This window comes from Granulicella sp. L46, from assembly GCF_009765785.1.
GTDB lineage: Bacteria > Acidobacteriota > Terriglobia > Terriglobales > Acidobacteriaceae > Granulicella.
This window is the reverse complement of the sequence record NZ_LMUT01000012.1, coordinates 1369970-1396161: the sequence shown is the minus strand read 5'-3', so window position 1 is coordinate 1396161 and position 26192 is coordinate 1369970. Positions and strand designations below refer to the sequence as shown.

The following is a 26192-nucleotide window of genomic DNA, read 5'->3' as shown; positions in this document are numbered from 1 at the left end:
TGGGCGCTACTGGCCCATGTTCGCCATGGGGGAGGGAACCTTCCGGAAGCCGGGTGGGATCTGGAAGGCGGAGAGTGGGACAGATGACTGAGAGAAGTTGGACTTCTGCGTCGTGGTGGACATGAGGACGACGGTCTGCATGGCGGGAGTGCCGTTCGCAGTGGTCGGGGGAGGAGCGGCTGGGGCGGGAGAGGGGGTGGGCGCTGCCTTCTTGTGATGAAAGCCGCCCAGGACGGAGCTGGTTAGAGCGTTGGTGAAGATGCCTGTCTTGCCGCTAACGGTGCTGGCTTCGCCGCTGGCAGTCTGCGTGGCGGTGTTGGTGGCGACGTCGCCGGCGACGGATTGGCCGCTGGGCGGTGGCGTCGTCGATTCCGATGCGGTGGCGGTGCCTGCCGGAGCGAGACCGCCCATGCTGGTGACCTCGAGAACGCGGGTGCCTTTGAGCTTGGCCATTTCTTTGGCCATCTGTGCCATGGCGTCGCCTGCGCCGGGCTGGCCGCCGAGGAGTTGAGCCGTCGCTGCGTTGCCGGCCGCCTGCATCTGCTTCATCTGTTCGGCGAACTCTTTCATGTCGACGCCTTGCATGAGCTTCTGGCCGAAGCGGATGTCGAAGTCGGCGATCTCCTTGATCTCGGGCGGGTCGGGCGCGACCCAGGTGTCGGTGGTGACGGTGTAGTCCATGGAGTTGGGCGCATTGGGGTCTGCGGGTTGGCCCTGAGGGGGTGGCGGGGGGGTGGTCATGGTGACCTTCATGGTCATTGTGATGACCTGCTCCTGCGCCTCTAGGCCGTTGACTACCTTCGTTATGCCGGTGTTGTTGACCTTTACGTCGAAGGTGGTCTTGATGTCGCTGGGCTGCTGGGGTTGGTTGGCTTGGGCTTGCTTCATTTGGGCCTGCATCTTGTCCATCTGCTTGGGCATGTTCATGAAGGCTTGGCGCATCTCGGCGAAGGTGATGACGGTGTAGGTCTTCTTTACGTTATCGATACGGATGATGCACTCGCGGTCGAGGTCGGTGATCTCGGTGCTGTCCTTGCTGACGACGGCTTTTTGATTGCCGTGGACCATGGTGGTGGTGCTGATGGGGGCGAGCATGTCCTTGATGGAATGGCTGAGGAAGCTGACTTTCTGCATGGTCTCCACGAGGGAGCCACCGGTGATCTGGGTCGTCGATTGATAGCTGGCGTCGGCGAAGGCTAGCTGGTGGATTAGTAAAAGGGCGACTACGGCGGTCGCTTTGCGGGGGTTCATGGGAGATCTCCTAGCCTGGGGTAAGGGGTTCATGGCGGCCAGTATGTGGGTTACTTGCCGGGAAGGCAAATGTTTTTTTCTGACGAGTTGTGACAGGGGGTTCATGGTGAAACTAATGGGAAAAGCTATACATTTCGGAATTCTGCGCCCTCTACACTTTCACGGTCATCCAACTGGGAGTTTGTAGTTCAGGAGTCAGCCCCATGCCCAAGACGGTAAAGATTGTTCGCTTCCACAAGACCGGACCTGCTGAAGTTCTTCAGTTTGATGAACTGCCACTTCCTGATCCCGGCCCGGGCGAGGTTCGGCTGAGTGTTAGAACTCTCGGACTGAACCGCGCCGAGGTGATGTTTCGGAACGGCCAATATTTGGAGACACCGGTCTCTCCGTCGAAGAACGGTTACGAGGCTGCTGGGGTGATCGACGCCGTTGGCCCGGATGTCGATTCCAGTTGGATTGGGAAGACCGTGAGCACGGTTCCGGGGACTTTCAAGTTGAACAGCCACGGGGTTTATGGCGAAGTGGCGGTCGTCCCGCTGAAGGGAATCGCCGAATATCCGCCGAGCCTCTCGTTTGAGCAGGGGGCGTCGATATGGATGCAGTATCTGACTGCGTATGGTGCGCTGATCTGGCTGGCTAAAGTGGCGAAGGGGGATTTTGTTGTCATCACCGCGGCCAGCAGCAGCGTAGGCCTCGCCGCGATTGAGATGGCGAAGGTGGAGGGCGCGATCAGCATCGCCGTCACTCGTACGGCAGCAAAAAAAGCACAGCTTCTCAAGCTGGGAGCGGATCATGTGATCGTCACCGACGAGGAAGATCTGGTTGCACGGATTAACGAGATCACCTCAGGCAAGGGAGCGCGCGTGGTCTTCGATCCGATTGGGGGACCGATCCTCGAGTCGCTCGCCGCGGCGATGGCCTACCGCGGCATCATTCTGGAATATGGAGCGCTGGCGGCTGAACCGACGCCGTACCCGCTGTTCACGGCACTGGCAAAGGGTCTCACGATACGGGCCTACACGCTGTTTGAGCTGACTGCTGATCCGGTTTTCACTAAGGCCAAACAATACGTCTTCGACCACCTGGCTCCAGGTGCGTTCCGGCCGTTGATCGATAAGACATTTCCGTTTGCTGAGATTGTGGCAGCGCATCGTTATATGGAATCCAACGCGCAGGTCGGGAAGATCGTCGTCACGCTGTGAGTCGGGATCAACCCCAGGTGAATTCGATGGGGGTCTGGACGTCGGGATGCAGGCTCTTGTGAACTGGGCAGGTGTGTGCGGCGCGTTCGAGTTTCTGCTGGTTCTCGGGGCTTAGAGAATGCGGTACGTGGATCTTGACGGCCAGGCTCTTGATCATGCGCGGGGCGGTGGCGGTCATCTCCTTTTCCACTGTCGCCGTGGTTCCGGCGATATCGATCTCCAGCGTGCGAGCCATGATGCCCATCACGGTGAGCATGCAGGTGCCGAGCGCAGTGGCTACCATGTCTGTAGGTGAGAAGCTCTCGCCGCGACCCTGATTGTCCTTGGGGGCGTCGGTGTTGAGTTCGGTTCCGGAGGGACCATGCACGGCTTTGCAGTGCAGGTCTCCCTGATATTCAACTTGGATAGCGACCATGGTTGCTCCCTGAATTGATGGCACGGAAGGAAATTACGGATTCTCCGGCGTGACCTCGATGGCGTTGACGAGCGGATAGTTCGTGACAGGGACAAATGCAATATTGATCTCGCCCTGGGCTGTGGGAGAGACGCCGTCGATCGTTTTGGTGACCGACTGCCCGTGTCCATCTGCGAGGATGTCAAAGTCCTGCAGAACACTCTGCCCGTTACAGTAGACATTGAAGACGCGGCTTCCTACGCCGCCGGGCGCTCCATTCTCCTGTCCGAACCATTGCTCGCGAAAATATAAGGTCACGCGGTACTTACTGCCTTTGGGAGCGGGCAGTGAGTATTGAAATGTGCCGATGCGGCCGGAGGAGTAGAGACCGAGACTCGGACGATGTTCCTGATCGGGGGGCTGTCCGTGGCGGCCTCCGCGGAAGTATCGGTCAGAGAGCCAGACGTTTCCAGCGTCGTCTTTGAATGGAGTCGATGCCGCAACGATTCGAAGCGGAAGCGCTTGAACCGTGGGTGCGGGCAGGATCTCGATTGCATTGACGGGCGATACCTCACTTGTGAAATCCAAGTGGATGGTGCCATCGTTCTCCGGGCGGATACCCGGAATGGTGAAGGTAGTGGCGGCGTGATCTCCGCCTGCGCGGTCAACTACATCGACAGACTGAGTGGGGCCGGCGTTTACGGCAAGAGATACGACCCGGTGGGCGGGCTCGAGATTGCCAGGCTCAGCGAAATGGAGCCGCAGTTCGTAAAGCCCGGGCGGCGCGTGAAAGATGCACCGGACAATTCCACGAATACCGCCATCGTAGATGTACGAGTCTTCGGTCCCCGAAAACGCTACGCCGGTGGGCGGAACGGACTCTCCACCCTCGCATGCAGGCTTTGGTTCCCAGCGGATTCCGGAGCGATCGGTGTAGGGGTGCCTCCCCTTCCCGAAGAGAATGTGGGTAGGTCCGCTAATGGTGACTGGGGCTGCGGGTGAGAAGGCTTCCATCAGGCTGGAGTGAGATGAGTGCGATTGGCGCCAGAGAGCGACGGCTACCAAGGCGACCGCCACGAGAGCGCCCAGCCACAACCAGGGGAAATGCCGCGTCGGCGCGGGAGACAACGGAAACGGAGGCTCGGGCGCCGAGGACGCGAGCGGCGACCCAATGGGCAAGCTTCCCCCGGGTTCCGCGCCCGGGACGTGGGAGGCACGACCAGCTTCCTGCAGATGCACGAACTGTGCCGCATACCCCCCAGTGGGAATGACAATCCGGACCGTGTGGGACATGCCTTCGCCGGTCTCGTAGATATCCTGCAGACGCTTGCGCAGAGTGTGAAACGTCACGCGAACAATGGTGTCGGTCTGGGGGTCGAAGTTTGCCTTGCGTCCAAGGGCTTCGACGGCGATCGAGTACTCCTTGATGTGGTCGCCTCGGCCGGCGGCAGTCTCGTCGCAAACGTAACGCAATACTTTAATCAGGTTCGCAGAGCGACCGAGAGCTCCGGACTCCAGCAGCCAGTCGAGCTCTGCACGTTCCGTGAAATCCAATCCGGCAGATGCCGCAGACGTTCCCATTCGGTGATCCTAAAGATAACAGATCGCTTGCGCGCGAGTGAAGGGTGTTGGCGGCTTCCTTCCATTGCATTGCTGTCTGCGCCAAAGCCGCCGACACTGATCGCTAACAACCACTAACAAATGTTAGCGGCGCTCTTGGAAAGTGCTGAGCCTAAAGGTCTTTCCAGCCGCGGCTTGGCGGTCAAGTTGCATGGGTTGCAGCTAACCTGCATTCACTCGCAATTCACAAGACAAAGCAATCTTCCTGGCCATAGTGTGGCTGCCGTACTCACATCACCTCGATTGCCAGATACAGACACCAACCCACGTGCTGGCGGGAAAGCGATGTAGAGGAATCAACACTTTTGGAGGCTAGATGAAGACCGCAATTACGAACCATACTCTCCGCCACGCAAGATACCTTTTGTGCCTGATCGGCGTTCTACTCTTATCTGCCAGCTTTGCCCGAGTTCACGCGCAACAGACTACCGGCACCATTGTTGGTACCGTCCAGGATCAAACCGGGGCCGTGGTGAGCACGGCGACAGTGACGGCCACGAACGTGGCAACCGGGTTCTCGCGAGCGGTGCAGACAAATGGTCTCGGAGAGTACCGCATCGATTTTCTTCCGGTCGGCAGCTACACCGTCGAAGTGGTAGCTAAATCTTTCAAACACTTCACGCAACAAAATATCGACCTCACCGTCGATCAAACATTGACGCTTGAAGTCCCGTTAGTTGCCGGTGCTGCGACGGAGACCGTCACAGTCACGAGTGCGCCACCTTTGATCAACACCTCAACCTCCGAACTGGGGAGAGTTGTGACCTCGCAGGAGATCCAGGGCCTGCCCCTGGTCAATCGCAACGCTTACGCTGAACTATCGCTGACACCGGGCGTGATGGCCAACAGCAGCAGTCCCACCACGAATCCCGGCGGCACCCCAAATTTTACCGTTGGACTGCCGTCGGCGGACGTTCAGGTCAACGGCTCGCTCGATTCGGGCAACGGAAATGTCGCATTTTACCTGGATGGCGGCAACAACATTACCGGTATGCGCAACTACGGCAACTCGGCTCCCAACCCTTCCGCACTTGAATAGTTCCGCGTAGAGACCAACGCGTTCGGAGCGCAGTATGGGCAATTCTCCGGCGCCGTGGTGACCGTGGTGACCAAGTCAGGAACCAACAAGTTCCACGGTGAGGTGTTTGAGTTCAACCGCAACACCGATTTCAACGCGTTTAGCTGGAATCCGGCGCCCAACGCCTTTACCCATACCTTGGTGAAGAACCCGTATCACCGCAACAATTTTGGCGCAGCCTTCGGGGGGCCCATCAAGCGCGATCGGTCCTTCTTCTTCTTTAGCTATGCCGGTTTGCGCCAGATACAGGGGGCAACGGTCTCAGGCGCTCTGACACCCACGGCCGCCGAGCGCATGGGCGATTTTACTGGGGACACCTTCAAGGTCTACATGCCGGGTACCCATACCCAGGTAGATGGAACAAATAGTAGTCCCAACTGCGCGATTCCCACGCTGAACTGCATGCCCACATCCCTCCTGGACCCGACGGCTGCAAATTTCCTGAACGTAAACAACAAGATTGGCGTATCCGTTCCGCTGCCGACGGGCGCAGCCGCGCCGTCGAGCGGCGGTGGGGCGTACATCGGCGTATATGACACGCCGACAGACTCGGACGAGTACCTGGCCAAGTACGACCAGAACATCGCCAACGCGGACCATGTGACCGTCACCTACTTTTACGTCAATACCACGTCAACTCCCAGCGGAGGCGGCAACATCAATTGGACTGGGGTTCAGTCGCATGCCGGCCAGACGAATGCCGTTGTGGCCGATGCTCACACCTTCAGCCCCAGCACGACGAACCAGGTTTGGCTCACTTTCACACGGGCGATGGGCGGACGCACTCTCCTTCCCGTGACCGGCCCAGGCAATCAGACACTCGGGAGTTTCGGCTCGAACTTCACCATCCAGGGACCGGCGGGACTGCCCTATCTGAATATCAGCGGCGCCTTCAACACGGGCAACCCGAATGCCGGCCCGGTCACGGGTTCCGACAACTATGAGTTACGCGACGTGGTCAGCATCACCAGAGGCAGACACAATCTTTCCGTTGGCGCTGAGTTCGCTCTCGACAAGACGATGTTCCTTGCGAATTTGAATAATTATGGCGATGTGACCTTCTCGACCTCTGCGCCCACCACTACGGGGAATGCGATTGCGGATTTTGTCGCCGGCCAAACCAGCGCATTTGAGCAGGACTCGACGTACGTGACGCATCTGAGCACTTGGCACTTTGCCGGCTTTGTGCAGGACAATTACCGCATTACGCCCCGTTTCACCGCCAACCTCGGAATCCGTTGGGACATCGATACGCCTCCTGTCGATGCGCATGACAGAACGGCTTCCTTTGTTCCCTACCAGCAATCCACCGTTACTCCGAATGCGCCGGAGGGCCAAGTGTTCCCTGGGGACAAGGGAATCGGGCGCGGCATCATCAGCACGCAGTTCAATCACATTTCGCCTCGCGTTGGTTTTGCATTTGATCCATTTGGGGACGGCAAGACCTCGATTCGCGCTGCAGCGGGCATCTTCTTCGGAACTCCGAGCGGTAACGAATGGAACCAGCCCGGCAACGCCGCCCCATTCTCCATTCGCAACGGGTTTGGTCCTACTCCATCGCTGACAAATGTTTATGGAGGTCCCGCTTACAACTTTCCCAGCACCGCTCCCGGCGGAGGAATCTTCCCGTACACCTTTACGCCGGCCGCTCCGAAGTTCTACCCGAACACCAGCATCGAAGCTATCGATCCGAATGTTAAATATTCGTCGGTGTACCAGTACAACGTGAGCGTGCAGCGGCAATTACCTTACAAAATAAGCACGACGGTAGCGTATGTAGGCACCCTTGGTCGTCACCTGCAAACCTTCGTTGACGCTAACTACGCGCCGTATTCAACCGTCTTCGGCAAGCCCAGCACGGCGGCGTCCAGCACCGACATCCGTCGCCAGTACGATGCGGGCGCTCCAGGAGCACCTGGCACGCTGACCGGGATTACCGAGCTGATCTCAAACCAAAGCTCAAACTATAACGGGTTGCAAATCTCGGCGACCAAAACGATGGCACACGGCTTCAGTCTCAGCGGTTTCTATGTCTGGAGTCGCGCGCTGGAAAGCTCCAACCCGGTGGAGAATGGATTGATGAACGCGCAGGACTTCGGTGTACTTGGCGGCCCCTTCACCCCGTCCAACAACTCCCTGGGCGCGGTCGGCGGCGGCCTTCGGGAAGAGTATGGACTGATGGATCAGAACCACAACAGCAATGCTGCGATCTCCGGTATCTGGAAGCTCAGCTACTACACCGGATCGAACAAAGTCGTAAAGGAATTGGTTAACGGCTGGCAGGTCTCGTCGGTCGCCTATTTCATGAGCGGCGGCCCCTTTACAGTGTCGACGGGATCCAATAAGAACTTAGACAGTTTGGGCCAGAGCCGTCCGAACGCGGTTCCTGGAGTCAGCCCCAAGCTCAATCCGAATCGTTGCCGGGTTTGCGCCACCAACAGTGTCACAAAGGCGTGGTTCAACAATGCAGCGTTCACGGCCAATGGCCCCGGCTTGCCCGGTGGCATCGGTCCTGGCGGCGCGGATGGTAACGTGGGACGCGACTCCCTGGTCGGGCCTGGGCTGAAGGACATGGATGCGGGCCTGTTCAAGGACATTTCCTTCCCGCGGGGAATCGTGTTCCAGTTCCGCGCCGAAATCACGAACGTCATGAACTGGGTGAGTCTTAACAACCCATCCTCTGGAAACATCACGTCGGCCTCTCAAGCAACCATCACTTCGGCCGCCGGCACCCAGCGGGTCATCCAACTGGGTGGCAGGTTGACGTTCTAGGCGGACGCGGGGCAGGTGCTGGCGCCAGTAGAGCGCTCGCACCTGCCCTCACTCTGACTTTTCGTCAGGCCTGATCTTGCTCGAAATACAATGGCTGGACGTTCTCAAGGGCGATCGGCGTGGTCGGCCGATCGCCAAACTTTAGGGCAACGGAGTTCTGATGCAACCTCAGCTTCGCGTACTTCTGGCAGCGGCGTTTGCCGCCGTCCTTACCGTCGGCGCGCACGGGCAAACCCAGTCCACTACCGTTCTGGTTAATGCCGACCATCGAAAGATGGTCACGCTGAATGGTGACTGGCACTACATCGTCGACCCATATGACGGCGGACTGTACAACTTTCACCGAGAGATACGAAAGGATGGATTCTTTCTCAACGGGGCTCCGGAAACCGATAGCCAGGGGTTGGTCGAGTACGACTTCGGTAAATCGCCCACGTTGAAGGTTCCAGGGGATTGGAACACACAGCATGACTCACTCTTCTATTACGAAGGTTTGTTGTGGTATCAGCGAAACTTTACTTATACCCAGCCGGCCGGCCACAAGACATTTCTGCACATTGGGGCAGCCAACTACAAGTCCATCGCATGGGTGAACGGGCAGAAAGTATGTAGCCACGAGGGAGGCTTCACCGATTTTGACTGTGATGTTTCGAGCAGCATTCGCGCGGGTAAGAACTTCATTGTCATTGCAGTCGACAACACGCGCCTGGCGGATGGTATACCAACGTTAAACACGGATTGGTGGAACTACGGCGGACTCACCCGCGACATCTCGCTGGTCGATGTTCCGGCCAAATATATCGACGATTACGACCTGCATTTGAATCGCGAACGCACTGCGATTGTGGGAAGCGTGCACGTGCAAGGCGCGATTGCAGGAGACGAGGTCACGATTTCGCTTCCGGAACTGGGCCGCAGCGTGTCCGCCAAACTTGGCAACGATCAACGTGGGACCATTTCGCTCGCGGCGAAGGATGTTGCCTTGTGGAGCCCCGAACATCCTAAGCTTTACAAGGTTCATCTGGTGTCTGGTGAAGATAGTCTCGATGACGAAATGGGATTTCGAACGATTGAAGTTCGCGGAACCGACATCCTGCTGAACGGCAAGCCTGTGTTTCTTCGCGGCATCTCTATTCATGGCGAAGCGCCGCTGCGTGGGGGCAGGGCCAATAACGACCAGGATGCAGCCACGCTGCTGGGCTGGGCCAAGGAGCTTGGTTGCAACTTTGTCCGGCTTGCGCATTATCCGCATGACCAACGCATGACTCGTGCGGCTGACCGTCTTGGGCTGATGGTGTGGTCTGAAATTCCGGTTTACTGGGCTGAGGACTTCGGCAGCCCTACTGTGCTCGCGAAGGCGCAAGGACAGCTCGAAGAGGAGATTCGCCGAGATCGAAACAAGGCGTCGGTGGTGCTGTGGTCGATCGCGAATGAAACACCTCTCACTCCAGAGCGAACAGCTTTCCTTAAGACACTTGCAGGAGATGTGCGTGCGCTCGATTCCACGAGGCTGGTGACGGCAGCACTTCTGGTCCGATCCGAGGGACACGACAAGTATGTCGACGACCCGCTGGGCGAGGCGCTCGATGTGATTGGCATGAATGAATATATTGGCTGGTACGAGCAATCACCCGCGGACGCCGACCTCACCCACTGGCACATTGGCTATAACAAACCATTAATTGTCAGTGAGTTCGGAGGCGACGCAAAGGCGGGATTGCATGGCGCTGCCACTCAACGATGGACTGAAGAATACCAGGCAAGTATCTTCGAGCATCAGTTGCCGATGTTGGCGAAGATTCCCCAGTTTCGCGGGTTGAGTCCATGGATTCTCGTGGACTTCAGGTCGCCCATGCGACAACTGCCGGGTCTTCAGGATGGGTTCAACCGGAAGGGTCTGATCTCCAACACGGGCGGGAAAAAGGAAGCATTCTTCGTTCTGCAGAAGACCTACAGGGATTGGGCTGGCCATGGGGGCGGTCCTTCCCTCTCGTTGCAAACGGCTCCGGCGGCTCCCGATGCCTCTGGCTCTGAAGTGCGTCCTGCGGGAAATCCAGGCGAGAAAGTTCGCGGAGAGAAGCCTTGACGACACCAGCAACAAGTCAGTGGACTTGTCCGTCTCATATAGAGATAGATATCTTCAGCTGTGGTGCTGGCCGAACTAAGCGAGAATCAGCTCGAGACCTTTGGGAGGGTCAATGATCACACGTCGTCACTTCATCCATACCCTTGGGGCCGCAGGTCTGGCAATCAGCAGTACGGCGAAAAGCTATGCACGGATTCTCGGGTCGAATAGCCGCCTGAATTTCGCCGTGATTGGGCTGAACAGCCGCGCGTATGCACACTTATCCGCGCTGAGGGCAAACAAGGCCAATGCGCGTATCTCGCATGTGTGCGATGTCGAGAGCAATATTCTGAAGAAGTATGTGAGCAGCGCTTCACAAATGATGGGCGAAGAGCCTGTCGGCGAGAAGGACTTTCGGAACATCCTTGCAATGAAAGAAATTGACGCGATTACGATCGCGACACCTGACCATTGGCACACTCCGATAGCGATCCTGGCACTACAGGCGGGAAAGAATGTGTATGTTGAGAAACCCTGCTCCCACAATCCTGCCGAAGGTGCGCTCCTGATCGAGGCACAGAAGAAGTACGGCAAGTTGGTGCAGATGGGATCGCAACAACGCTCGTCACCGCACACCATCGAGATCGTGAACAAGATTCACGATGGACTGATCGGGCGCGCCTATTTCGCCAAGACCTGGTATTCCAACGTGCGCAAGTCTATCGGCTACGGAAAGGTTGTTCCGGTTCCGGCTACGCTGGATTGGGACCTGTTCCAGGGACCCGCTCCGCGTCAGGAGTACAAGGACAACGTGCAGCCCTACAACTGGCATTGGTTCAAGACCTGGGGCACGGGTGAGTCGTTGAATAATGGAACGCACGAGGTGGATGTGGCGCGCTGGGCGCTTGGTGTGGAGTACCCGAACAGCGTGACCTCGACGGCGGGGCGGTATCAGTTCAAGGACGACTGGCAGTTCTACGACACGATGGTGACGAGCTTTGCTTATGATGACGCGATGCTTTCCTGGGAAGGCAAGTGCTGCAACGGCATGAAGTACTTCAATCGCGACCGCGGCATCGAGGTGATGGGGACGACGGGCTCGGTGATCGTGGACCGGGACGGCTATGAAATTTACGACCTGAACGGCAAAAAGCTTAGCGAGTACAAGGCGGACAAGACGGCAACCAGCTCGTCGGATCTTGTTGGCCGCGATTCAATGACCGATGCGCACTTTGCGAATTTCATCGCCGGAATTCAAAAGGGAGAAAAGCTGCATCAGCCGATTGCGCAGGGGAACGTCGCGGTTACGATGCTGCAGCTCTCGAATATTGCGTGGGAGGTCAACCGCGAGTTGCATTTGGACGCGGTGAACGGCAAGGTGCTCGGCGATCCAACTGCGATGAAGATGTGGGGACGCGAGTATGAGAAGGGCTGGGCACCGCAACTGTAATCAGTGAGAGGAGTTCCATGAACCACGATAGGTCACGTCGAAACTTTCTCCGCAGTGGGGCGCTGGCTGCGACGGCTATTTCCTGCGGCGGTGCGATCTCTGCTGCCGCCCAGAACTACGCGCTGGAGGGACAGGCTACCGGCATCAAGCTGGGTCTAGCGAGCTATACCTTTCGCAACTTTACGAGAGCACAGCTGATCACGTACATGAAGCAACTGAATCTCACTGCCTTGAATGCAAAGGACGTGAAAGATCACCTGCCGATGGATCCGACCCAGGAAGCGACAGCGGTGGCCGACTATACTGCCGCGGGCATCCAACTACATGCCTTGGGAGCCATCTACTTTCCCAAGGACGAGGATGATGACATTCGCAGTAAGTTCGACTACTGCAAGCGGGCTAGCGTTTCGGTGATCGTTGCCGGAGACCCTGCGCCCGAGACGCTTCCGCGTATCGAGAAATTTGTGAAGGAGTATGACATTCGCTTCGCGATTCACAACCACGGACCGGAAGACAAGATTTGGCATTCGCCGTTGGATGTCTTGAAGGCCGTAGGCACTATGGATCCGCGCATGGGTTGTTGCATCGACGTGGGACACTGCATGCGTGCGGGCGTGAATCCTGTTGACGCTATTCATGCGGTGGGGCCGCGGCTCTTTAATATGCACATGAAGGATCTCGCTAACGCGACAGCGAAGGATAGCCAGGTTGCCGTGGGCGAAGGATTGATGCCCGTACGCGGCATCTTCGAGGCGCTGGTCGCAATAAAATACAAGGGCTTCGTTGACCTGGAGTACGAGATCCATGCCGACGACCCTATGCCTGGCGTGAGCTACAGCTTCGCCTACATGCGCGGCGTGCTGGCGGGCATGGGTTATCAGAAGCAGATGTAACTCGGCACAGCTAGTCGCGAAGGAGTGAACTGTGAGTCAGATGAATCGTCGTGAGTTAGGTTTGACGTTGTCGGCATTTGCGATGCTGGGCAGTCTCTCCGGAGAGGCGCAGATCGGTGCGTCGGCGGGAGATGTTCCAAAACTGGCCCACTCGGAGTTGTTTTCGTATGACAAGTTACCGGTCAAGACAGCACCGAATGGCATGACGTCGCGTGCGGTCGTGCAGGGGACGCTTGCCACAGGCGAGTTCATCGAGGTGCACGAAACGATGTTGCCTGCCGGCGAGATGCCGCATCCGCCGCACCGCCATGCCCACTCGGAGCTGCTGTTGATCCGCCAAGGGGAGTTGCAGGTCGATAGTGATGGCCAACGCGGCATCGTGCATGCGGGCGACGTCGTCTTTACCGCCTCGGCGGTACTGCATAGCCTGAAGAACGTGGGCGCGGGTCCTGCGAGTTACTTCGTTGTTGCGGTGGGACTGCAGAGGGCGATCGCCTAGCGATTATTCGCATCTTTACGGCTCCAACCTTCGTCACACTGATAACCATTGAGGGGTTCGATCGATGCAAACGCTTTCCAGACGCCAATTTGCCGAGCTTTCAGTCGCAACTGTTGCTTCCTCCCTATTACCGCTGCGTGCCTGGGCTGCCGGATCGAAGTTTAAGATCGGTGTGATCTCCGATGAAGTGTCAGAAGATTTCGACCATGCGTGTTATGTAATCAGCAAGCAGTTTGGACTTCACTGGGTGGAGCTGCGCGAGATCTGGGGAAAGAATCTACAGACGGTTTCGGACGACGAAATCGCGAGGGCGCAGAAGATCCTCGCGAAGTACGATCTCGAGGTGACGGACATCAGCAGTCCGCTCTATAAGGTCGACTGGCCTGAGGCTCCGCACTCGCAATACGGCTCCAAAGAAGACCTTCATGGAGCAGATGAAACCAAGTTCAACCAGCAACAGGAGGTGCTGGAACGGTCTATCTCCCTGGCAAAGCAGTTCAAGACGAATAAGGTTCGCTGCTTCGATTTCTGGCGCATCGACGATGTCAAGCCGTATCGGAAGGCCATCAATGCCAAGCTGCAGGAAGCAGCGGAGTTTGCTGCGAAGCAAGATGTAATGCTGGTGTTGGAGAATGAATTTGAATGCAACACGGCGACGGGCCGCGAGGCTGCAGCTACGCTTGCTGGCGTTCCTTCGAGAAATCTTGCGCTCAATTGGGACCCGGGCAATGCCGTCATGCGCGGTGAGCTTGACGCCTACCCCGGAGGATGGGACGCCCTGCCCAAGGATCGCATCCATCACTGCCACGTGAAGAATGCGGTTAAGGATGCGACGGGCAAGATCGTTTGGTCGCCGGTAGACATTGGGTATATCGATTGGGTCGCGCAGTTCAAGGCGCTCAAAGGGATCGGCTACGCCAATGGGGTCAATCTGGAGACGCATTGGAAAGGTGGTGGGACACCGGAGGCTTCGTCCGTCAGGAGTTGGGAAGGGATGAAAAAAGATCTCCAACAAGCAGGAGCTATCTAGTAAATTGCCCGTCGCCGGAAGTGATCAAATGATGATAGAACCGAAGCAGCCTTGGCGCCGGACCGGAAATGGAACTGGTGATGTCGGGTAAGATTAAATTTCAGAAGGCAAGCCAGCGTTCGACATCTCGCCCATTATCATGGCTCAATCGAGAGCGTTTCACGGGCCCGCGCAAAGACGAAAGGAGCTCAGGCCTCACGTGACCCCAACCTCACCGATCCGAGTGTTCTGCGTGGACGATCATCCGCTGATGCGCGAAGGCATTGGCGCGGTTATTCGCAATGAACCGGACATGCTCCTGGTGGGGGAAGCGCAATGTGGACGCGACGCCATCGCCGAGTATCGCAAACATCGCCCCGATATCACTCTGATGGATCTTCGGTTGCCGGACATCAGCGGCATCGACGCCCTGATCGCCATTCGCACCGAGTTCAAGGACGTGCGAGTGATCATGTTGACGACCTTCGACGGCGATGCGGAGATTCAGCGCGCTCTCGAAGCCGGCGCGAAGGGGTTCATGTTGAAGAGCATGCCCCGCAAGCAACTCGTGGAGATGATTCGCAAAGTCCATGCCGGAAAGCGGCACGTTCCACCTGAAGTTGCTGCACAGCTAGCCGAGCACCTCGGCCACGAAGCTCTGAGCAAACGCGAGCTGGAGGTGCTGCAAAAGATCGCTGGTGGAAACCGCAACAGCGACATCGCAGCTCTGCTCTTCATCACGGAAGAGACGGTTAAGGGTCACGTAAAGCACATCATGGAGAAACTCGATGCACGCGATCGGACCGAGGCCGTAGCTATAGGCCTGCGGCGAGGCATCATCCAGCTCTAACTGTTCCTATTCGGGATTGCGTGAGAACACCTCTATCGGGGGATTCAATGAGGCACCAGAACGTTTAGGCTAAGCCCACTTCGCACTACGCGATCTCGGAGGCCTCGGCTGCAGCGGTTCTTTTCAAGCTTTCCCGAAGGTTGGCCTGGCCTTGGGCTGCTTGTTCTTCGGGTTGCCGTGGCACTTTGCCTCCTCGATGGCCAGCTCATCCTCGATGCCTGGAGCCATCCTGTTGTGGCGCTGATCCTCATCGTATTGTGCGTTGCGATTCTTATTGGCCTGCTGACGCCGGTAGCCAGTATGGCCGCGGCGATTATGCAACTGGCCGGCTACGTCACGTACTTCCTCGCAGCCGATGCACACGCAACACACCTCAGGCAGTCCGGCGAGACGGCGTTATTCTGCATTGCGCTGTCTCTGCTCGGCCCAGGCGCCTATGCATGCGACGCAAGACTCTTTGGCCGGCGCGAGATCGTGATCCCGAAAGACCGACGACCGCTGTAGCCGTCGAGCCCGGCATCTGTTGGGACCCCCAAATAGTATTATTTTTCGCACCCCCGACGCTGGCATACAAAATGCCTTCGTTTGTGGCATGTAATCAGGCCTAAAGCAGCGAATAGTCCTATCCACGGGCAATAAGTTATCTTACTTTTAACCGAAGGATGGGAGGACGTCCGGCGAACTTCGCATACACTTCGCATTGGCGTCGCGTTACTCGAACAAGAAAGCAGTCTCGCGAATCATTCACAGGAGGTGAGGGAGTCCTTATGTCCAAATTGAAGGGAAAAGTGGCACTCGTTACTGGTGCGTCGCGTGGTATCGGCGCAGCAATCGCAAAGCGTCTGTCCGCGGATGGAGCCAATGTGGCGATCACCTACGCGAAGGATGCAACCGCCGCGTCAGCCGTGGTCAAAGCCATCGAAGCCAATGGCGGCAAGGCTGTTGCCATCCAGGCGGACGCAGCCGATGCGGCAGCTGTCAAGAACGCTGTAGAGAAAGCCGTCGCAACCTTGGGACCGCTGGATATTCTCGTGAATAACGCCGGCACGGCGATTCCGAAGAAGTTTGAGGACACCACGCTGGAAGAATTGGATCGCGTGATCGACATCAACATCCGCGGCGTCTTCGTCACGACCCAGGCCGCGCTGAAGCACATGAACGACGGTGGCCGCATCATCATCATCGGTTCGTGCGTTGGCGAGCGCATGATGACGCCCGGCTTAGTTCCGTACTCAGCCACCAAGGGCGCTGTGAAGATGTTCGCCCAGGGACTCTCCAGAGAGGTCGGCAGCCGCGGTATCACGGTCAACAATATTCAGCCGGGCCCAATCGACACTGATCTGAATCCTGCAGCGGGCGATTGGGCTTCGCCACAGAAAGCTGCTACCGCGCTCAACCGCTACGGCCATGTAGACGAGGTCGCAGCACTGGTTGCGTTCGTCGCGGGTCCAGAGTCTTCCTACATCACCGGAGCAAACCTGACGGTGGATGGCGGAACGAATGCCTAGGTTATTCAGGCCAGTAGATGGTAGTTCGAAGTTGTAACCCTGAAGATCGCAACTGGGAATCGAGGATCACATGCAAATCAATCCACGAGCGGGCAAGGAAATCAAAATTCCTGGCCCAGATCACCCCATCACGATCTCCCAGGTCGAAGGCCGAGTACGCGTAATGGTCGCCGACCGCGTCATCGCCGAATCGTCCGATACGCTGCTGCTCGAAGAGAAGGGATATTCCCCGGTTTTCTATTTGCCGCGTCGCGACGCAGACATGTCCCTGCTTGTTCGAACCACCCATTACACCTACTGTCCGTATAAAGGCGACTGCACCTACTACAGCATTCCGATTGGCGGTACAAAGTCGGAATTCGCTGTTTGGACGTATGAAGAACCCTATGAGGCGGTCTCAAGGATTAAAGATTATTTGGCGTTCTATCCTTCGCGTGTCGACGCCGTTGAAGTCCTCTCCTGACATCTTGCGTACTCTGTAGAGACGGCATTCTAGTCGAGCATTGGAGGTCATACAGGATGAGGCCACTGAGGAGCAGTCTAAGAGCGAGGCGCCGATGTTCGGTGATAAATTTCCGATATACAAGCCTTAGGCCGCAGCGTTCTCGTTTTGTTCGGTAGGAAGCGCGACCCGACGTAGGGCCCGGCGTTTGATGAGCAGGAAAAATGCCGGGACGAGAATCAGAACGTGAATGGTTGATGTGACCATCCCTCCCACGATCGGGGCTGCGATCGGCTTCATCACATCGGAACCGATGCCGGTCTCCCACAGGATCGGCGCCAGGCTCAGGACGACGGCAGTCACGGTCATGAGTTTGGGCCGCAGACGTTGAACTGCTCCCTTGATGACGGCCTCAACGAGCGCGGCTTCCGTCATGGGCGCGGCCTCTGCGAGGCGCTCCTGATAGGCCTCATGAAGATAGACCACCATCACCACGCCGGTCTCGACCGCAATCCCAAACAAAGCGATGTATCCAACCCACACGGCGACGCTGAAGTTGTATCCGAGGACCCACTGCAGTAACAGGCCGCCGGACATGGCGTACAGCGTCGGAAAGATGAGCACGGCCGCTTCGATGACCGACTTGAAAACCAGGTAAAGCAAAAGGAAGATGACGACGAACACGACGGGCAGGATCATCTCCAGGCGTTGCTTAGCATGCATCTCGAACTCATACTCTCCTGCCCAACGCCAGCTATAGCCTGCGGGGAGTACCAGTTTCTGTTGCAACAACTCTTGCGCACTCTTAACGAATCCGCCGTAGTTGTTGGTCTTGAGATTGAGATAGACATAGCCTGTCAGCGCGCCGTCTTCATCGCGGATCATGGAGGGGCCGCGCGAGAAGTAGACGCGGGCGACCTCGCTGACAGGAATCTCTTCCCCGGACGAGGTAGGAATGAGTGCCTGCGAAAGTGCCTCGGGGTGATCGCGAAAGTCACGCTGATAGCGTACTGCGATGGGAAAGCGTTCGCGGCCTTCTACATTCTCGGCGATGTCCGCTCCACCGATCTCAGAAGTGACGACGCGCTGCACGTCGGCGACGGTAAGACCATAACGGGCGGCCTCCAGTCGGTTCACCTCGACGTTGAGATAGAAGCCCTGGGCGACACGCTCGGCATAGACGGAATCGGCCTGGGGCATAGCGGAGAGGATCTGTTGCATCTGCGCTCCGATCTGCTCGATGTGGGCGAGGTCCGGGCCTTGAATTTTGATACCGACCGCGGTCTTGATTCCAGTGAGTTCCATGTCCAGCCGGTTCTGGACAGGCATCGTCCAGGAGTTGGTAAGGCCCGGAAACTGGAGCTTCTGGTCCATTGCGGCAATTAGCTTTTCGTAGGTCATGCCGGCGCGCCATTGATCGCGTGGCTTGAGCATGATGGTGGTGTCGTACATGTCGAGCGGAGCATTGTCGGTGGCGCTGTCGGAACGGCCTACCGTGCCGAAGACGGTGTCGACTTCGGGAAAGGAACGGATGACGCGGTCCTGTTCCTGCATGAGCGAGACTGCCTGCGTGATCGAGATGCCCGGCAAGGCGTTCGGCATGTAGAGAGCTGAGCCTTCATATAGCGCGGGCATGAACTGGCTGCCGAGGCGGAAGTACAAAGGGATGGTGACGGCAAGGAAGATCACGTTTAGGGCGATCACAATCTTCCAGTGTCCCAGGCACCATCGTAGGACGGGAAGATAGATGGCCTGGGTGATGCGGGCGGCGGGGTTGGCCGATTCCGGGCGCAGCTTTCCCCGCAGACAAAACGGCATCAGCGCTGGCACCAGGGTGATAGAGAGCAGCGACGCGAAGATCAGCGCCAGCGTCTTGGTCCAGGCCAGTGGCCGGAACATGCGGCCCTCCTGCGCTTCCAGAAGAAACACCGGAAGAAACGAAACGACAATGATGATGAGCGAATAGAAGAGCGCAGGGCCAACTTGCTGCGCGGAACGAATGAGGATGTTGCGTCGCTCTGCATTGTTGGGCACATCGTTACGCTCGGCGAGATTACGGTAGCCGTTCTCCACCATGACAATTGCGGCATCGATGAGCACGCCGACGGCCAGCGCCAGACCGCCGAGCGACATGATGTTGGAACTGACGTGCAGGAAGTACATGGGGATGAACGCGGCCAGTACCGCGATGGGCAGCGTCAGGATAGGCACCAGTGCTGAGCGGAAGTGGAAGAGGAAGGCGATGCTGACGAAACAGACGATGAGCGCCTCGGCGAAAAGATCGCGTTTGAGCGTGTGAATTGACTGATCGATCAGCCAGGAGCGGTCGTAGGAAGTCACGATCTCGACGCCGGGAGGAAGAGAGGGTGCGATCTCTTTGAACTTCGCTTTGATGCCGTCAATGACGTTGAGCGCATTCATACCGTAGCGCATGACGACGATGCCACCGACGGTTTCGCCCTCTCCTTGCCAGTCCGCCGCGCCGCGTCGAACGTCGGGACCGAAGGAGACTGTGCCGAGATTGCGGATCAAAATTGGTGTGCCGTTCTTTGTGGCGACAGGAACATTTTCGAGGTCGGAGAGGTTGTGCAAATAGCCGAGGCCGCGGATCATATACTCGGCGCCATTCATGTCGAGCACGTCGCCACCCACCTCGTTGGTGCTCTGCCGGACGCGGTCGATGACGGTGGCAGCGGAGATGCCGTAGGAGAAGAGTTTTTTGGGATCGAGATTGACTTGATACTGGCGCACAAAGCCGCCAATGCTTGCGACCTCCGCCACGCCGGGCACGGTTTCGAGTTGATAGCGCAGGTACCAGTCCTGCAGCGCGCGCAGGTCCGCGAGGCTTCTCGTATGCGTGCGGTCGACGATGGCGTACTCGTAGACCCAGCCCGCACCCGTGGCATCCGGGCCGATGGCGGGATGCACGTTCGCGGGCAAACGCCCGGCGATCTGCTGAAGGTACTCGGTCACGCGTGAGCGGGCCCAGTAGAGGTCCGTGCCATCCTGAAAGACGACGAAGACATAGGAGTCGCCAAACATGGTCTGGGCGCGCACGCTTTTGACGTTGGGGGCGGAGAGCAGCGAGGTCACAATCGGATATGTGACCTGGTCCTCGATTACATTCGGCGGCTCCCCCGCCCATGGTGTGTGAATGATGACCTGCACGTCGCTGATGTCGGGCAGTGCGTCGAGTGGCACACGGCGCATGCACCAAACTCCCGCGAAGACGAGGAGAAGCGCTCCGGCAAGGACGAGGAACGGATTGCGCGCGCACCAGGCAATGATCTTCGAAATCATCACATTCCTCCCGTGGCGTCGACGCTCAGTTGCCTGGTAGCGATGGCCTTGCCGCCACGCTGAACCGTGACGGTCGTTGTCCAGGTGCCGCCGGATGGAAGCTGCACCGATCCTTCATAATCGCCATTACCCTTGTCGGTGAGCGTGGCAGCGGCGTGCTGTGCGGCCATCCCCATTGCGGGCATTGCCGGTATGGTGAAGGTCACGCCCACCTGCGCGCCTGTCACCGGCTTGCCATCGATGGCGGCCAATTTTACTTGCACCGTATTTGCGCCCTTGCGCGGCGGAGACGGCTGCGTGCTCAGGTCGATCTGCATCTGCGTGACTACGGCGTTACTGGATCCGGCGGCCGATTGCGGCAGTGGTGAAAACGCTCCCATGGCGGTTTGAAGCTGCGCTTCAGAGTCCACAAGGAAGTTGGCGGAGCTCACCACCCGATCTCCCGCCTTGAGTCCGCCGAGGACCATCACTGAGTCATCCAGCTGCAGTCCGAGTTCGATCACGCGCGGCTCCAGGACACCGTTCCCGTGGTCGAGAAACGCGATTGCCTGTGAGCCTGACTGCAGGACCGCGGAGGCGGGAATCACCAATTGCTGGCCGAGCGGAACCGAGATGGCGACGTTGACATACATGCCCGGCTTGAGCTCGACGCGGGGGTTGCGAAATACCAGACGCACGCGCGCGGTGCGGGTCGTCGGATCAACTTCGGGCAGGATCTGGTCGATGCAGCCATTGAACTTGCGACCGGGATAGGCGTCCACCGTGACCTGTGCTGAGTCGCCGGGCTTGAGGCGTCCCACATCGTTCTGAAATACGTTGGCGTAAACCCATACCGTTGAGAGGTCCGCAATGGTGTACAGCTTCGTGTCGGGCTGCACGTAGGCGTTGGGCAGAGCGGTGCGGTCGATGATGTAGCCGGAGGCCGGCGAAGTGATTGCGATATCGTGTTGCACCTTGCCGCTGTGTTCCAGGTCCGCGATTGCCTGCTGGGGAACATCGAATTGCCGCAAGCGCTCCTGGGCGGCACGCATCATCCAGCCACTCTCCTGCGCGGCCATATCCTGCGCATTCGGTGCGAAGGTGTCCTGATTCTGACGGGCCAGCAGATACTCCTGCTGGCTGCTCACAAGGTCGGGGCTGTAGATGGTGAAGAGCCGCTCCCCTTTGCGCACGTACTGGTAGGTTGCATTCGCAAATACCTGTTGAATCCAGCCTGGGAAGCGTACCTGCACATACGACAACCGCTCTTCGTCCATGTTGACGTTCCCGGGAACGGTCAGCGTGTCGTTGACATCCTTGCGCTGCACCGTCGCAGTGGTTACGCCAATTTCCTGTAGACGTTGTGGCGACAACTGCACGGTTGCGAGCGCGGCCTCGACTCCGGTCGCGGCGCCGCCGGCTTGCGGCATGGGATTCGAACCCACATCGGGCCCACGCGCCACGACGGGATCCTGCGAGGATGACGCTGCGGGAGCTGCAGGCGCTCGGTGCAGAAGCGTAAACGCAAGCACTGCCGCGAGAACTAGACTTGCGGCCACAGCAGCCGCCAGGGAGATTTGATACATGCGGGTCTTCATGGTTTCACCTCAGTCGCGGGCGTCGTGGATTGTTCAAGAGGCGCGCCTGTCGCCAGTTCAAGATCCGCCAAGCGGGTATCAAAATCCGCGACCGCATCGAGCCATGCGAGGTCAACATTGATGACCGTCATCTGGCTGTCGAGGAGATTCAGAAAGCTCGTCTTGTCGTTCTCGTAAGCTATGACGCTCGATTCCAACGTGGCTTCGGCCTGAGGTCGCAACTGATCGTGATACACATGCGCCAGCTTCTGAGCGGCTTGTGCCTCGACCAGCGCATCCTGAATCTGCCCGAAGGCGACGTTGCGCAGTGACGACAGTTCAGCGTCCTGCTCGGTGGTGCGCGCCGTCGCTTCCGCAATCTCCGCATCGTGCTTACGGCGGTTCAGCCACGGCAGATTGATCGAAGCTTCCACCATGTAGTCGTTGCGCGTTGGAGTGCCGGCAGGCATCAACATATATCCGCCGGAGACGGTGAAGTCCGGCAGATAAGCCTTCTTAGCGAGGGCCTGCTCGGTGTGACTTCGCGCGGCGGCTTGCTCGGCCGCCATCAGGTCTGGCCGCGACCGGAGGGCCACGGTATCGAGTGTCCGCGCCTCCGGCAGCGCGTCCACTACCGCAAATTGTCCGGCAACGCTGACCGGCGTGTCGGGATCACGGCCCAGCAGCGTGTTGAGCCGTGCCTGCGCCAGAGCGGCGTCGTGGTCGAAGCGGATCATGTGCTCCGCCAGCAAGGTGAGGGCCACCTGCGCCTTCAACATGTCCTGCTGCGGCCCCTTGCCGACGGTGTACTGAATGCGCGCCGCCTCGATTGCCTGCCGCGCGATCGCTACGTGCTGATGGTGGATCGCCATCTCGTTTTGGGCGAGCAATAGGTCGTCGAAGGCTTTGTGCACCCGTACTCGAACATCCAGTCGCACCTCGTCGAGCTGCGCCTTGGCCACGTCCACATCCGAACCGGCCACGCTGGTTCGCAGCGCCCGTTTCCCAGCTCCAGAAAATGTCTGGCTGATGCTGAACATGTTCTGTGCGTCATTGAAATTCCACGGCTGCCGCAGCGGAACTCCCCACCCGCGATACATGGCCATTGGATCGTCGAGCGCACCGGCAACCGGGACATGCGCCTCAGCAACGGCCACGCGTCGCGACGCCACCGCGATCTCCGGGCTGCGGGCAAGGGCGACCTGTTCCACATCGTTCAGCGTGAGAGGCGGGGCAGTAGCCTGCGCCGGAGTTGAGTCCTGAAAAAGTGCGGCATAGGGCGCGAGGTCATTGCTCCCGGCGGCCGCCTGCGCACGGCAAATACCGCCGGCTATCGCGGACGCAAAAATACATACTGTACAGACAAAGACTTTCATCGCTCCCTCCAACGGAGACACGGCTCGCGGGACCATCGCGCGTTTTCTCCGCGCATAGGCGCACGGGGATACACGAAGGCCAAGGTTTAGCCTGCGAAGGGAGGAGTTCTAGATTCGGAGTATTGAGATGGCGCCTGGCGATGACCTGGGCGGTGGCGCTTCGAGAGCGCTGTGCCATCCGGCATCAGTAGCGGCGGGCCGTTCCAAACGGATTGGATATGCCACCAACAGCGGCTTCAGCGAGTGCTCAGGAGAAAACGGAGGAACCGGGGTGACAGCGGGCTCAGTTCCGCGGATTCGGCAGCAGGTAGGATGCATCCTCATACCGCGCATCGCGCCGCCTTGTGCCATCTCACCGCAGCAGACGGGCCGCGCGTTGGACTGCATCATAAGCACACAAGCGGACGCCGGCATCGCAGTCCATAAGACTGCTGCAGCCAGTATGAGCAACGCGACTTTTCTGCCCCAATGCATCGTAGAAGTGTCCCAATTTCGATTATAAGTATCCCACCCTGGGCTCCAGACATGTGTGTCCCGGATCACATTGCGGAAAACCTGAGAACCGTGACGGTTCGCCGACGCGCTTTTACTGAAGAGCCTCACAGATTCGCCGCCGCAACCTACGCTTGTTGGCGTTTGTTGGGTTTCTTGGTGGCCCGGGCAGGAGTCCTGATGCAGAGCCAATAGCAGACATTTCTGGTTTCTTGGTGGCCCGGGCAGGAGTCCTGATGCAGAGCCAATAGCAGACATTTCTGGTTTCTTGGTGGCCCGGGCAGGAGTCCAACCTGCGACCTTCGCGTTAGGAGTGCGCTGCTCTATGCAACTGAGCTACCGGGCCACTTGGCAATGTCAGGGGATACGACGAATCGGCCGTGAGACCCTAGCCTAGTGTATCGCGGACGGCAACCAGGGAGAGAATAGCTGATGATGGGGACGGGGCAGCGTAAAATCAAAACCGTGCCGAAGTACTCCATCGTCGTGCCGTTTCATAACGAGGAAGAGAACGTCACCAAGCTCTATGACCGCGTGAAGGGCGTGATGGAGCAGGTGGGTTCGAGCTTCGAGCTGGTGTTCGTGGATGATGGTTCGCGGGATCGCACGTATCGGCTGCTGGAAGAGATTGCGGCGGTGGATTCACGGGTGCTGCTGGTAAAGCTGCGGCGGAACTTTGGGCAGACGTCGGCGCTGGCCGCGGGTTTCGATCATTCGTCCGGCGAGTACATCCTGGCGATGGATGGCGATCTGCAGCACGATCCGGCGGAGATCCCGATGTTCCTTGCCAAGCTGGAGGAAGGCTACGACGTGGTGAGCGGGTGGCGCGCCCAGCGGGTCGACAACATGGTGCTGCGACGCGCGCCGTCCGCGGTGGCGAACTGGATGATGGCGCGGCTTTCAGGCGTGGATATTCACGATTTCGGAACTACCTTCAAGGCGTACCGGCGCGATGTGATCCAGAACATTCCGTTGTATGGCGAGATGCACCGGTTCATTCCGGCGTTGGCGAGCTGGTATGGCGCGAGCATCTGCGAGGTGGTTATCACAAACCCGGCGCGTGAGTCCGGGCGCAGTCATTATGGACTCTCGAGGACGTTTCGAGTCCTCTTTGATCTGCTGACGATTCGATTTTTGCTGAAGTACATGACGCGGCCGCTGCACTTCTTTGGTACCTTTGGCGCGCTCGGCGTGTTTGGCGGCGGCGGCATCGCGACGTGGCTGCTGTTGCACAAACTCCTCTCAGGCCATGACGTAATGGATGAGCATGCGCCGCTGTTTACGATTGCGGCGGTGATGATCCTGGCGGGAATCCAGTTGGTTGGCGTGGGTCTGCTGGGTGAGCTGCAGGTGCGGCATTTCTTCACGCAGTCGCAGAATACGCCGTATGCGGTGGACCGGATTGTGCGGATTCGGCCGTCGGAAGAGAGCATGAGCCGCTAGGGCGGTTACAGGAATAACGATGCGAGCCATACAGATAAAGACAACCGGTGGCCCCGAGGTGATGGAGGTCGTCGAGCTTCCAACTCCCAAACCCGGCGCGGGACAGGTGCTGGTAAAGATTGAAGCATCAGGCGTGAACTTCATCGACACGTATCTGCGCGAGGGACGGTATCCGGCAGAGTTGCCATTTATTCCCGGCCAGGAGGCGGCTGGAATCGTGGTGGAGCTGGGCGGCGGTGTGAGCGGTTTCGCCGTAGGCGATCGAGTCGCATGGAATGGTACGCGCGGCACCTATGCTGAGTTTGCCTGCGCACCCGCTGACGATTTGCTGAAGATTCCCGACGGGATCAGTTTCCTGCAGGCCGCGGCCGTGCTTCTGCAGGGGCTTACGGCGCATTATCTTTCGCACGATACCTATGCGATCAGGGCAGACGACACGGTATTGATTCATGCGGGGGCAGGCGGTGTGGGGCTGCTGCTGACGCAGATGGCGAAACGTCTGGGCGCGCGGGTACTGACGACTGTTTCGACCGAGCAGAAGGCGGAGTTGTCGCGCGCGGCGGGGGCAGATAAGGTAGTGCTGTATACGACGGAGAGTTTCGTGGATGAGGTAAAACGGCAGACGGATGGAGACGGATTGCCGGTGGTGTACGACTCGGTGGGTAAGACGACGTTTGAGGATTCGCTGAAGTGTCTGCGGCCGCGCGGACTGTTGGCGCTGTATGGTGCGTCGAGTGGGGCGGTTCCTGCGATGGATCCAATCCGCTTGATGGCGGGTTCGCTCTATCTGACCCGGCCGACGCTAAAGGATTATGTGCGCAGGCGGAGTGACCTGGAGCGGCGAGCGGCGGATGTGTTTGGTTGGGTGGTAGGCGGGGAACTGCATGTGAGGATTGGCGCTACGTATCGTCTGGAGGACGCCGCGCAGGCGCATCGCGACCTCGCCGGACGGAAGACTACGGGCAAAGTTTTGCTGACGCTTTAGGGGTGTG

Annotated in this window: 20 protein-coding genes and 1 tRNA gene; 14 read left to right on the top strand and 7 right to left on the bottom strand. The window is 58.5% G+C overall.

The annotated features are described in order from the left end of the window. Window positions 1-6: 6 nt before the first annotated feature. Window positions 7-1251, bottom strand: coding sequence for a hypothetical protein (locus GSQ80_RS15190; RefSeq protein WP_158788405.1), 1245 nt, complete (start codon window positions 1249-1251; stop codon window positions 7-9). 203 nt (window positions 1252-1454) lie between these two features. Between GSQ80_RS15190 and GSQ80_RS15185 the strand changes: the two genes are divergently transcribed. Beyond that, the gene (locus tag GSQ80_RS15185; RefSeq protein ID WP_158788404.1) at window positions 1455-2453 is read left to right on the top strand and encodes a zinc-dependent alcohol dehydrogenase family protein; all 999 of its coding nucleotides are present in this window, start codon (window positions 1455-1457) and stop codon (window positions 2451-2453) included. Window positions 2454-2460: 7 nt separating this feature from the next. Here GSQ80_RS15185 and GSQ80_RS15180 read toward each other — a convergent pair whose 3' ends face one another. Then, window positions 2461-2868 (bottom strand): OsmC family protein, encoded by a 408-nt coding sequence (locus tag GSQ80_RS15180; RefSeq protein WP_158788403.1) that lies wholly within the window; start codon window positions 2866-2868, stop codon window positions 2461-2463. 33 nt (window positions 2869-2901) lie between these two features. Further along, on the bottom strand, window positions 2902-4428 hold the full coding sequence (locus GSQ80_RS15175; protein WP_174241342.1) for a malectin domain-containing carbohydrate-binding protein: 1527 nt from the start codon (window positions 4426-4428) through the stop codon (window positions 2902-2904). Between the two features lie 355 nt (window positions 4429-4783). Between GSQ80_RS15175 and GSQ80_RS15165 the strand changes: the two genes are divergently transcribed. The 11 genes from GSQ80_RS15165 (at window position 4784) to GSQ80_RS15115 (ending at window position 17054) form a co-directional block, all read left to right on the top strand. Next, entirely contained in the window at window positions 4784-5506 is a 723-nt protein-coding gene (locus GSQ80_RS15165) for a carboxypeptidase-like regulatory domain-containing protein (protein ID WP_158788400.1), read from the top strand. Window positions 5507-5572: 66 nt separating this feature from the next. After that, the gene (locus GSQ80_RS15160; protein ID WP_158788399.1) at window positions 5573-8317 is read left to right on the top strand and encodes a TonB-dependent receptor; all 2745 of its coding nucleotides are present in this window, start codon (window positions 5573-5575) and stop codon (window positions 8315-8317) included. Window positions 8318-8477: 160 nt separating this feature from the next. Beyond that, a complete protein-coding gene (locus GSQ80_RS15155; RefSeq protein WP_158788398.1) occupies window positions 8478-10403 on the top strand; it encodes a glycoside hydrolase family 2 protein in 1926 nt (641 codons plus the stop codon). 112 nt (window positions 10404-10515) lie between these two features. Further along, window positions 10516-11832, top strand: a complete 1317-nt coding sequence (locus GSQ80_RS15150) for a Gfo/Idh/MocA family protein (protein WP_158788397.1) — start codon at window positions 10516-10518, stop codon at window positions 11830-11832. Window positions 11833-11849: 17 nt separating this feature from the next. Further along, window positions 11850-12725, top strand: coding sequence for a sugar phosphate isomerase/epimerase (locus GSQ80_RS15145; RefSeq protein WP_158788396.1), 876 nt, complete (start codon window positions 11850-11852; stop codon window positions 12723-12725). Window positions 12726-12765: 40 nt separating this feature from the next. After that, a complete protein-coding gene (locus GSQ80_RS15140) occupies window positions 12766-13224 on the top strand; it encodes a cupin domain-containing protein (RefSeq protein WP_254059706.1) in 459 nt (152 codons plus the stop codon). Window positions 13225-13396: 172 nt separating this feature from the next. Continuing rightward, window positions 13397-14254 (top strand): sugar phosphate isomerase/epimerase, encoded by an 858-nt coding sequence (locus GSQ80_RS15135; RefSeq protein WP_254059664.1) that lies wholly within the window; start codon window positions 13397-13399, stop codon window positions 14252-14254. 199 nt (window positions 14255-14453) lie between these two features. Beyond that, window positions 14454-15083, top strand: a complete 630-nt coding sequence (locus tag GSQ80_RS15130) for a response regulator transcription factor (RefSeq protein WP_254059663.1) — start codon at window positions 14454-14456, stop codon at window positions 15081-15083. A 234-nt stretch (window positions 15084-15317) separates the two neighbouring features. Then, a complete protein-coding gene (locus GSQ80_RS15125) occupies window positions 15318-15587 on the top strand; it encodes a hypothetical protein (protein ID WP_216850341.1) in 270 nt (89 codons plus the stop codon). Window positions 15588-15850: 263 nt separating this feature from the next. Further along, window positions 15851-16591: an SDR family NAD(P)-dependent oxidoreductase gene (locus tag GSQ80_RS15120; protein ID WP_158788392.1), complete on the top strand. Its 741-nt coding sequence runs from the start codon at window positions 15851-15853 to the stop codon at window positions 16589-16591. A gap of 70 nt (window positions 16592-16661) precedes the next feature. Then, window positions 16662-17054, top strand: coding sequence for a DUF427 domain-containing protein (locus GSQ80_RS15115; RefSeq protein WP_158788391.1), 393 nt, complete (start codon window positions 16662-16664; stop codon window positions 17052-17054). Window positions 17055-17180: 126 nt separating this feature from the next. Here GSQ80_RS15115 and GSQ80_RS15110 read toward each other — a convergent pair whose 3' ends face one another. From GSQ80_RS15110 to GSQ80_RS15095, 4 genes are all read right to left on the bottom strand, one after another. Further along, complete coding sequence (locus GSQ80_RS15110) at window positions 17181-20333, bottom strand: efflux RND transporter permease subunit (RefSeq protein ID WP_158788390.1); 3153 nt, start codon at window positions 20331-20333, stop codon at window positions 17181-17183. Further along, entirely contained in the window at window positions 20333-21910 is a 1578-nt protein-coding gene (locus tag GSQ80_RS15105; RefSeq protein ID WP_158788389.1) for an efflux RND transporter periplasmic adaptor subunit, read from the bottom strand. Before GSQ80_RS15105 ends, GSQ80_RS15110 begins: the two co-directional genes overlap by 1 nt. Next, the gene (locus GSQ80_RS15100) at window positions 21907-23265 is read right to left on the bottom strand and encodes a TolC family protein (RefSeq protein WP_158788388.1); all 1359 of its coding nucleotides are present in this window, start codon (window positions 23263-23265) and stop codon (window positions 21907-21909) included. The genes GSQ80_RS15105 and GSQ80_RS15100 overlap by 4 nt, the downstream gene beginning before the upstream one ends. A 761-nt stretch (window positions 23266-24026) precedes the next feature. Then, window positions 24027-24103 (bottom strand) — tRNA-Arg (locus tag GSQ80_RS15095). Window positions 24104-24222: 119 nt separating this feature from the next. Between GSQ80_RS15095 and GSQ80_RS15090 the strand changes: the two genes are divergently transcribed. After that, the gene (locus tag GSQ80_RS15090) at window positions 24223-25200 is read left to right on the top strand and encodes a glycosyltransferase family 2 protein (protein ID WP_158788743.1); all 978 of its coding nucleotides are present in this window, start codon (window positions 24223-24225) and stop codon (window positions 25198-25200) included. A gap of 19 nt (window positions 25201-25219) precedes the next feature. Further along, entirely contained in the window at window positions 25220-26185 is a 966-nt protein-coding gene (locus GSQ80_RS15085; RefSeq protein WP_158788387.1) for a quinone oxidoreductase, read from the top strand. Window positions 26186-26192: the final 7 nt, after the last annotated feature.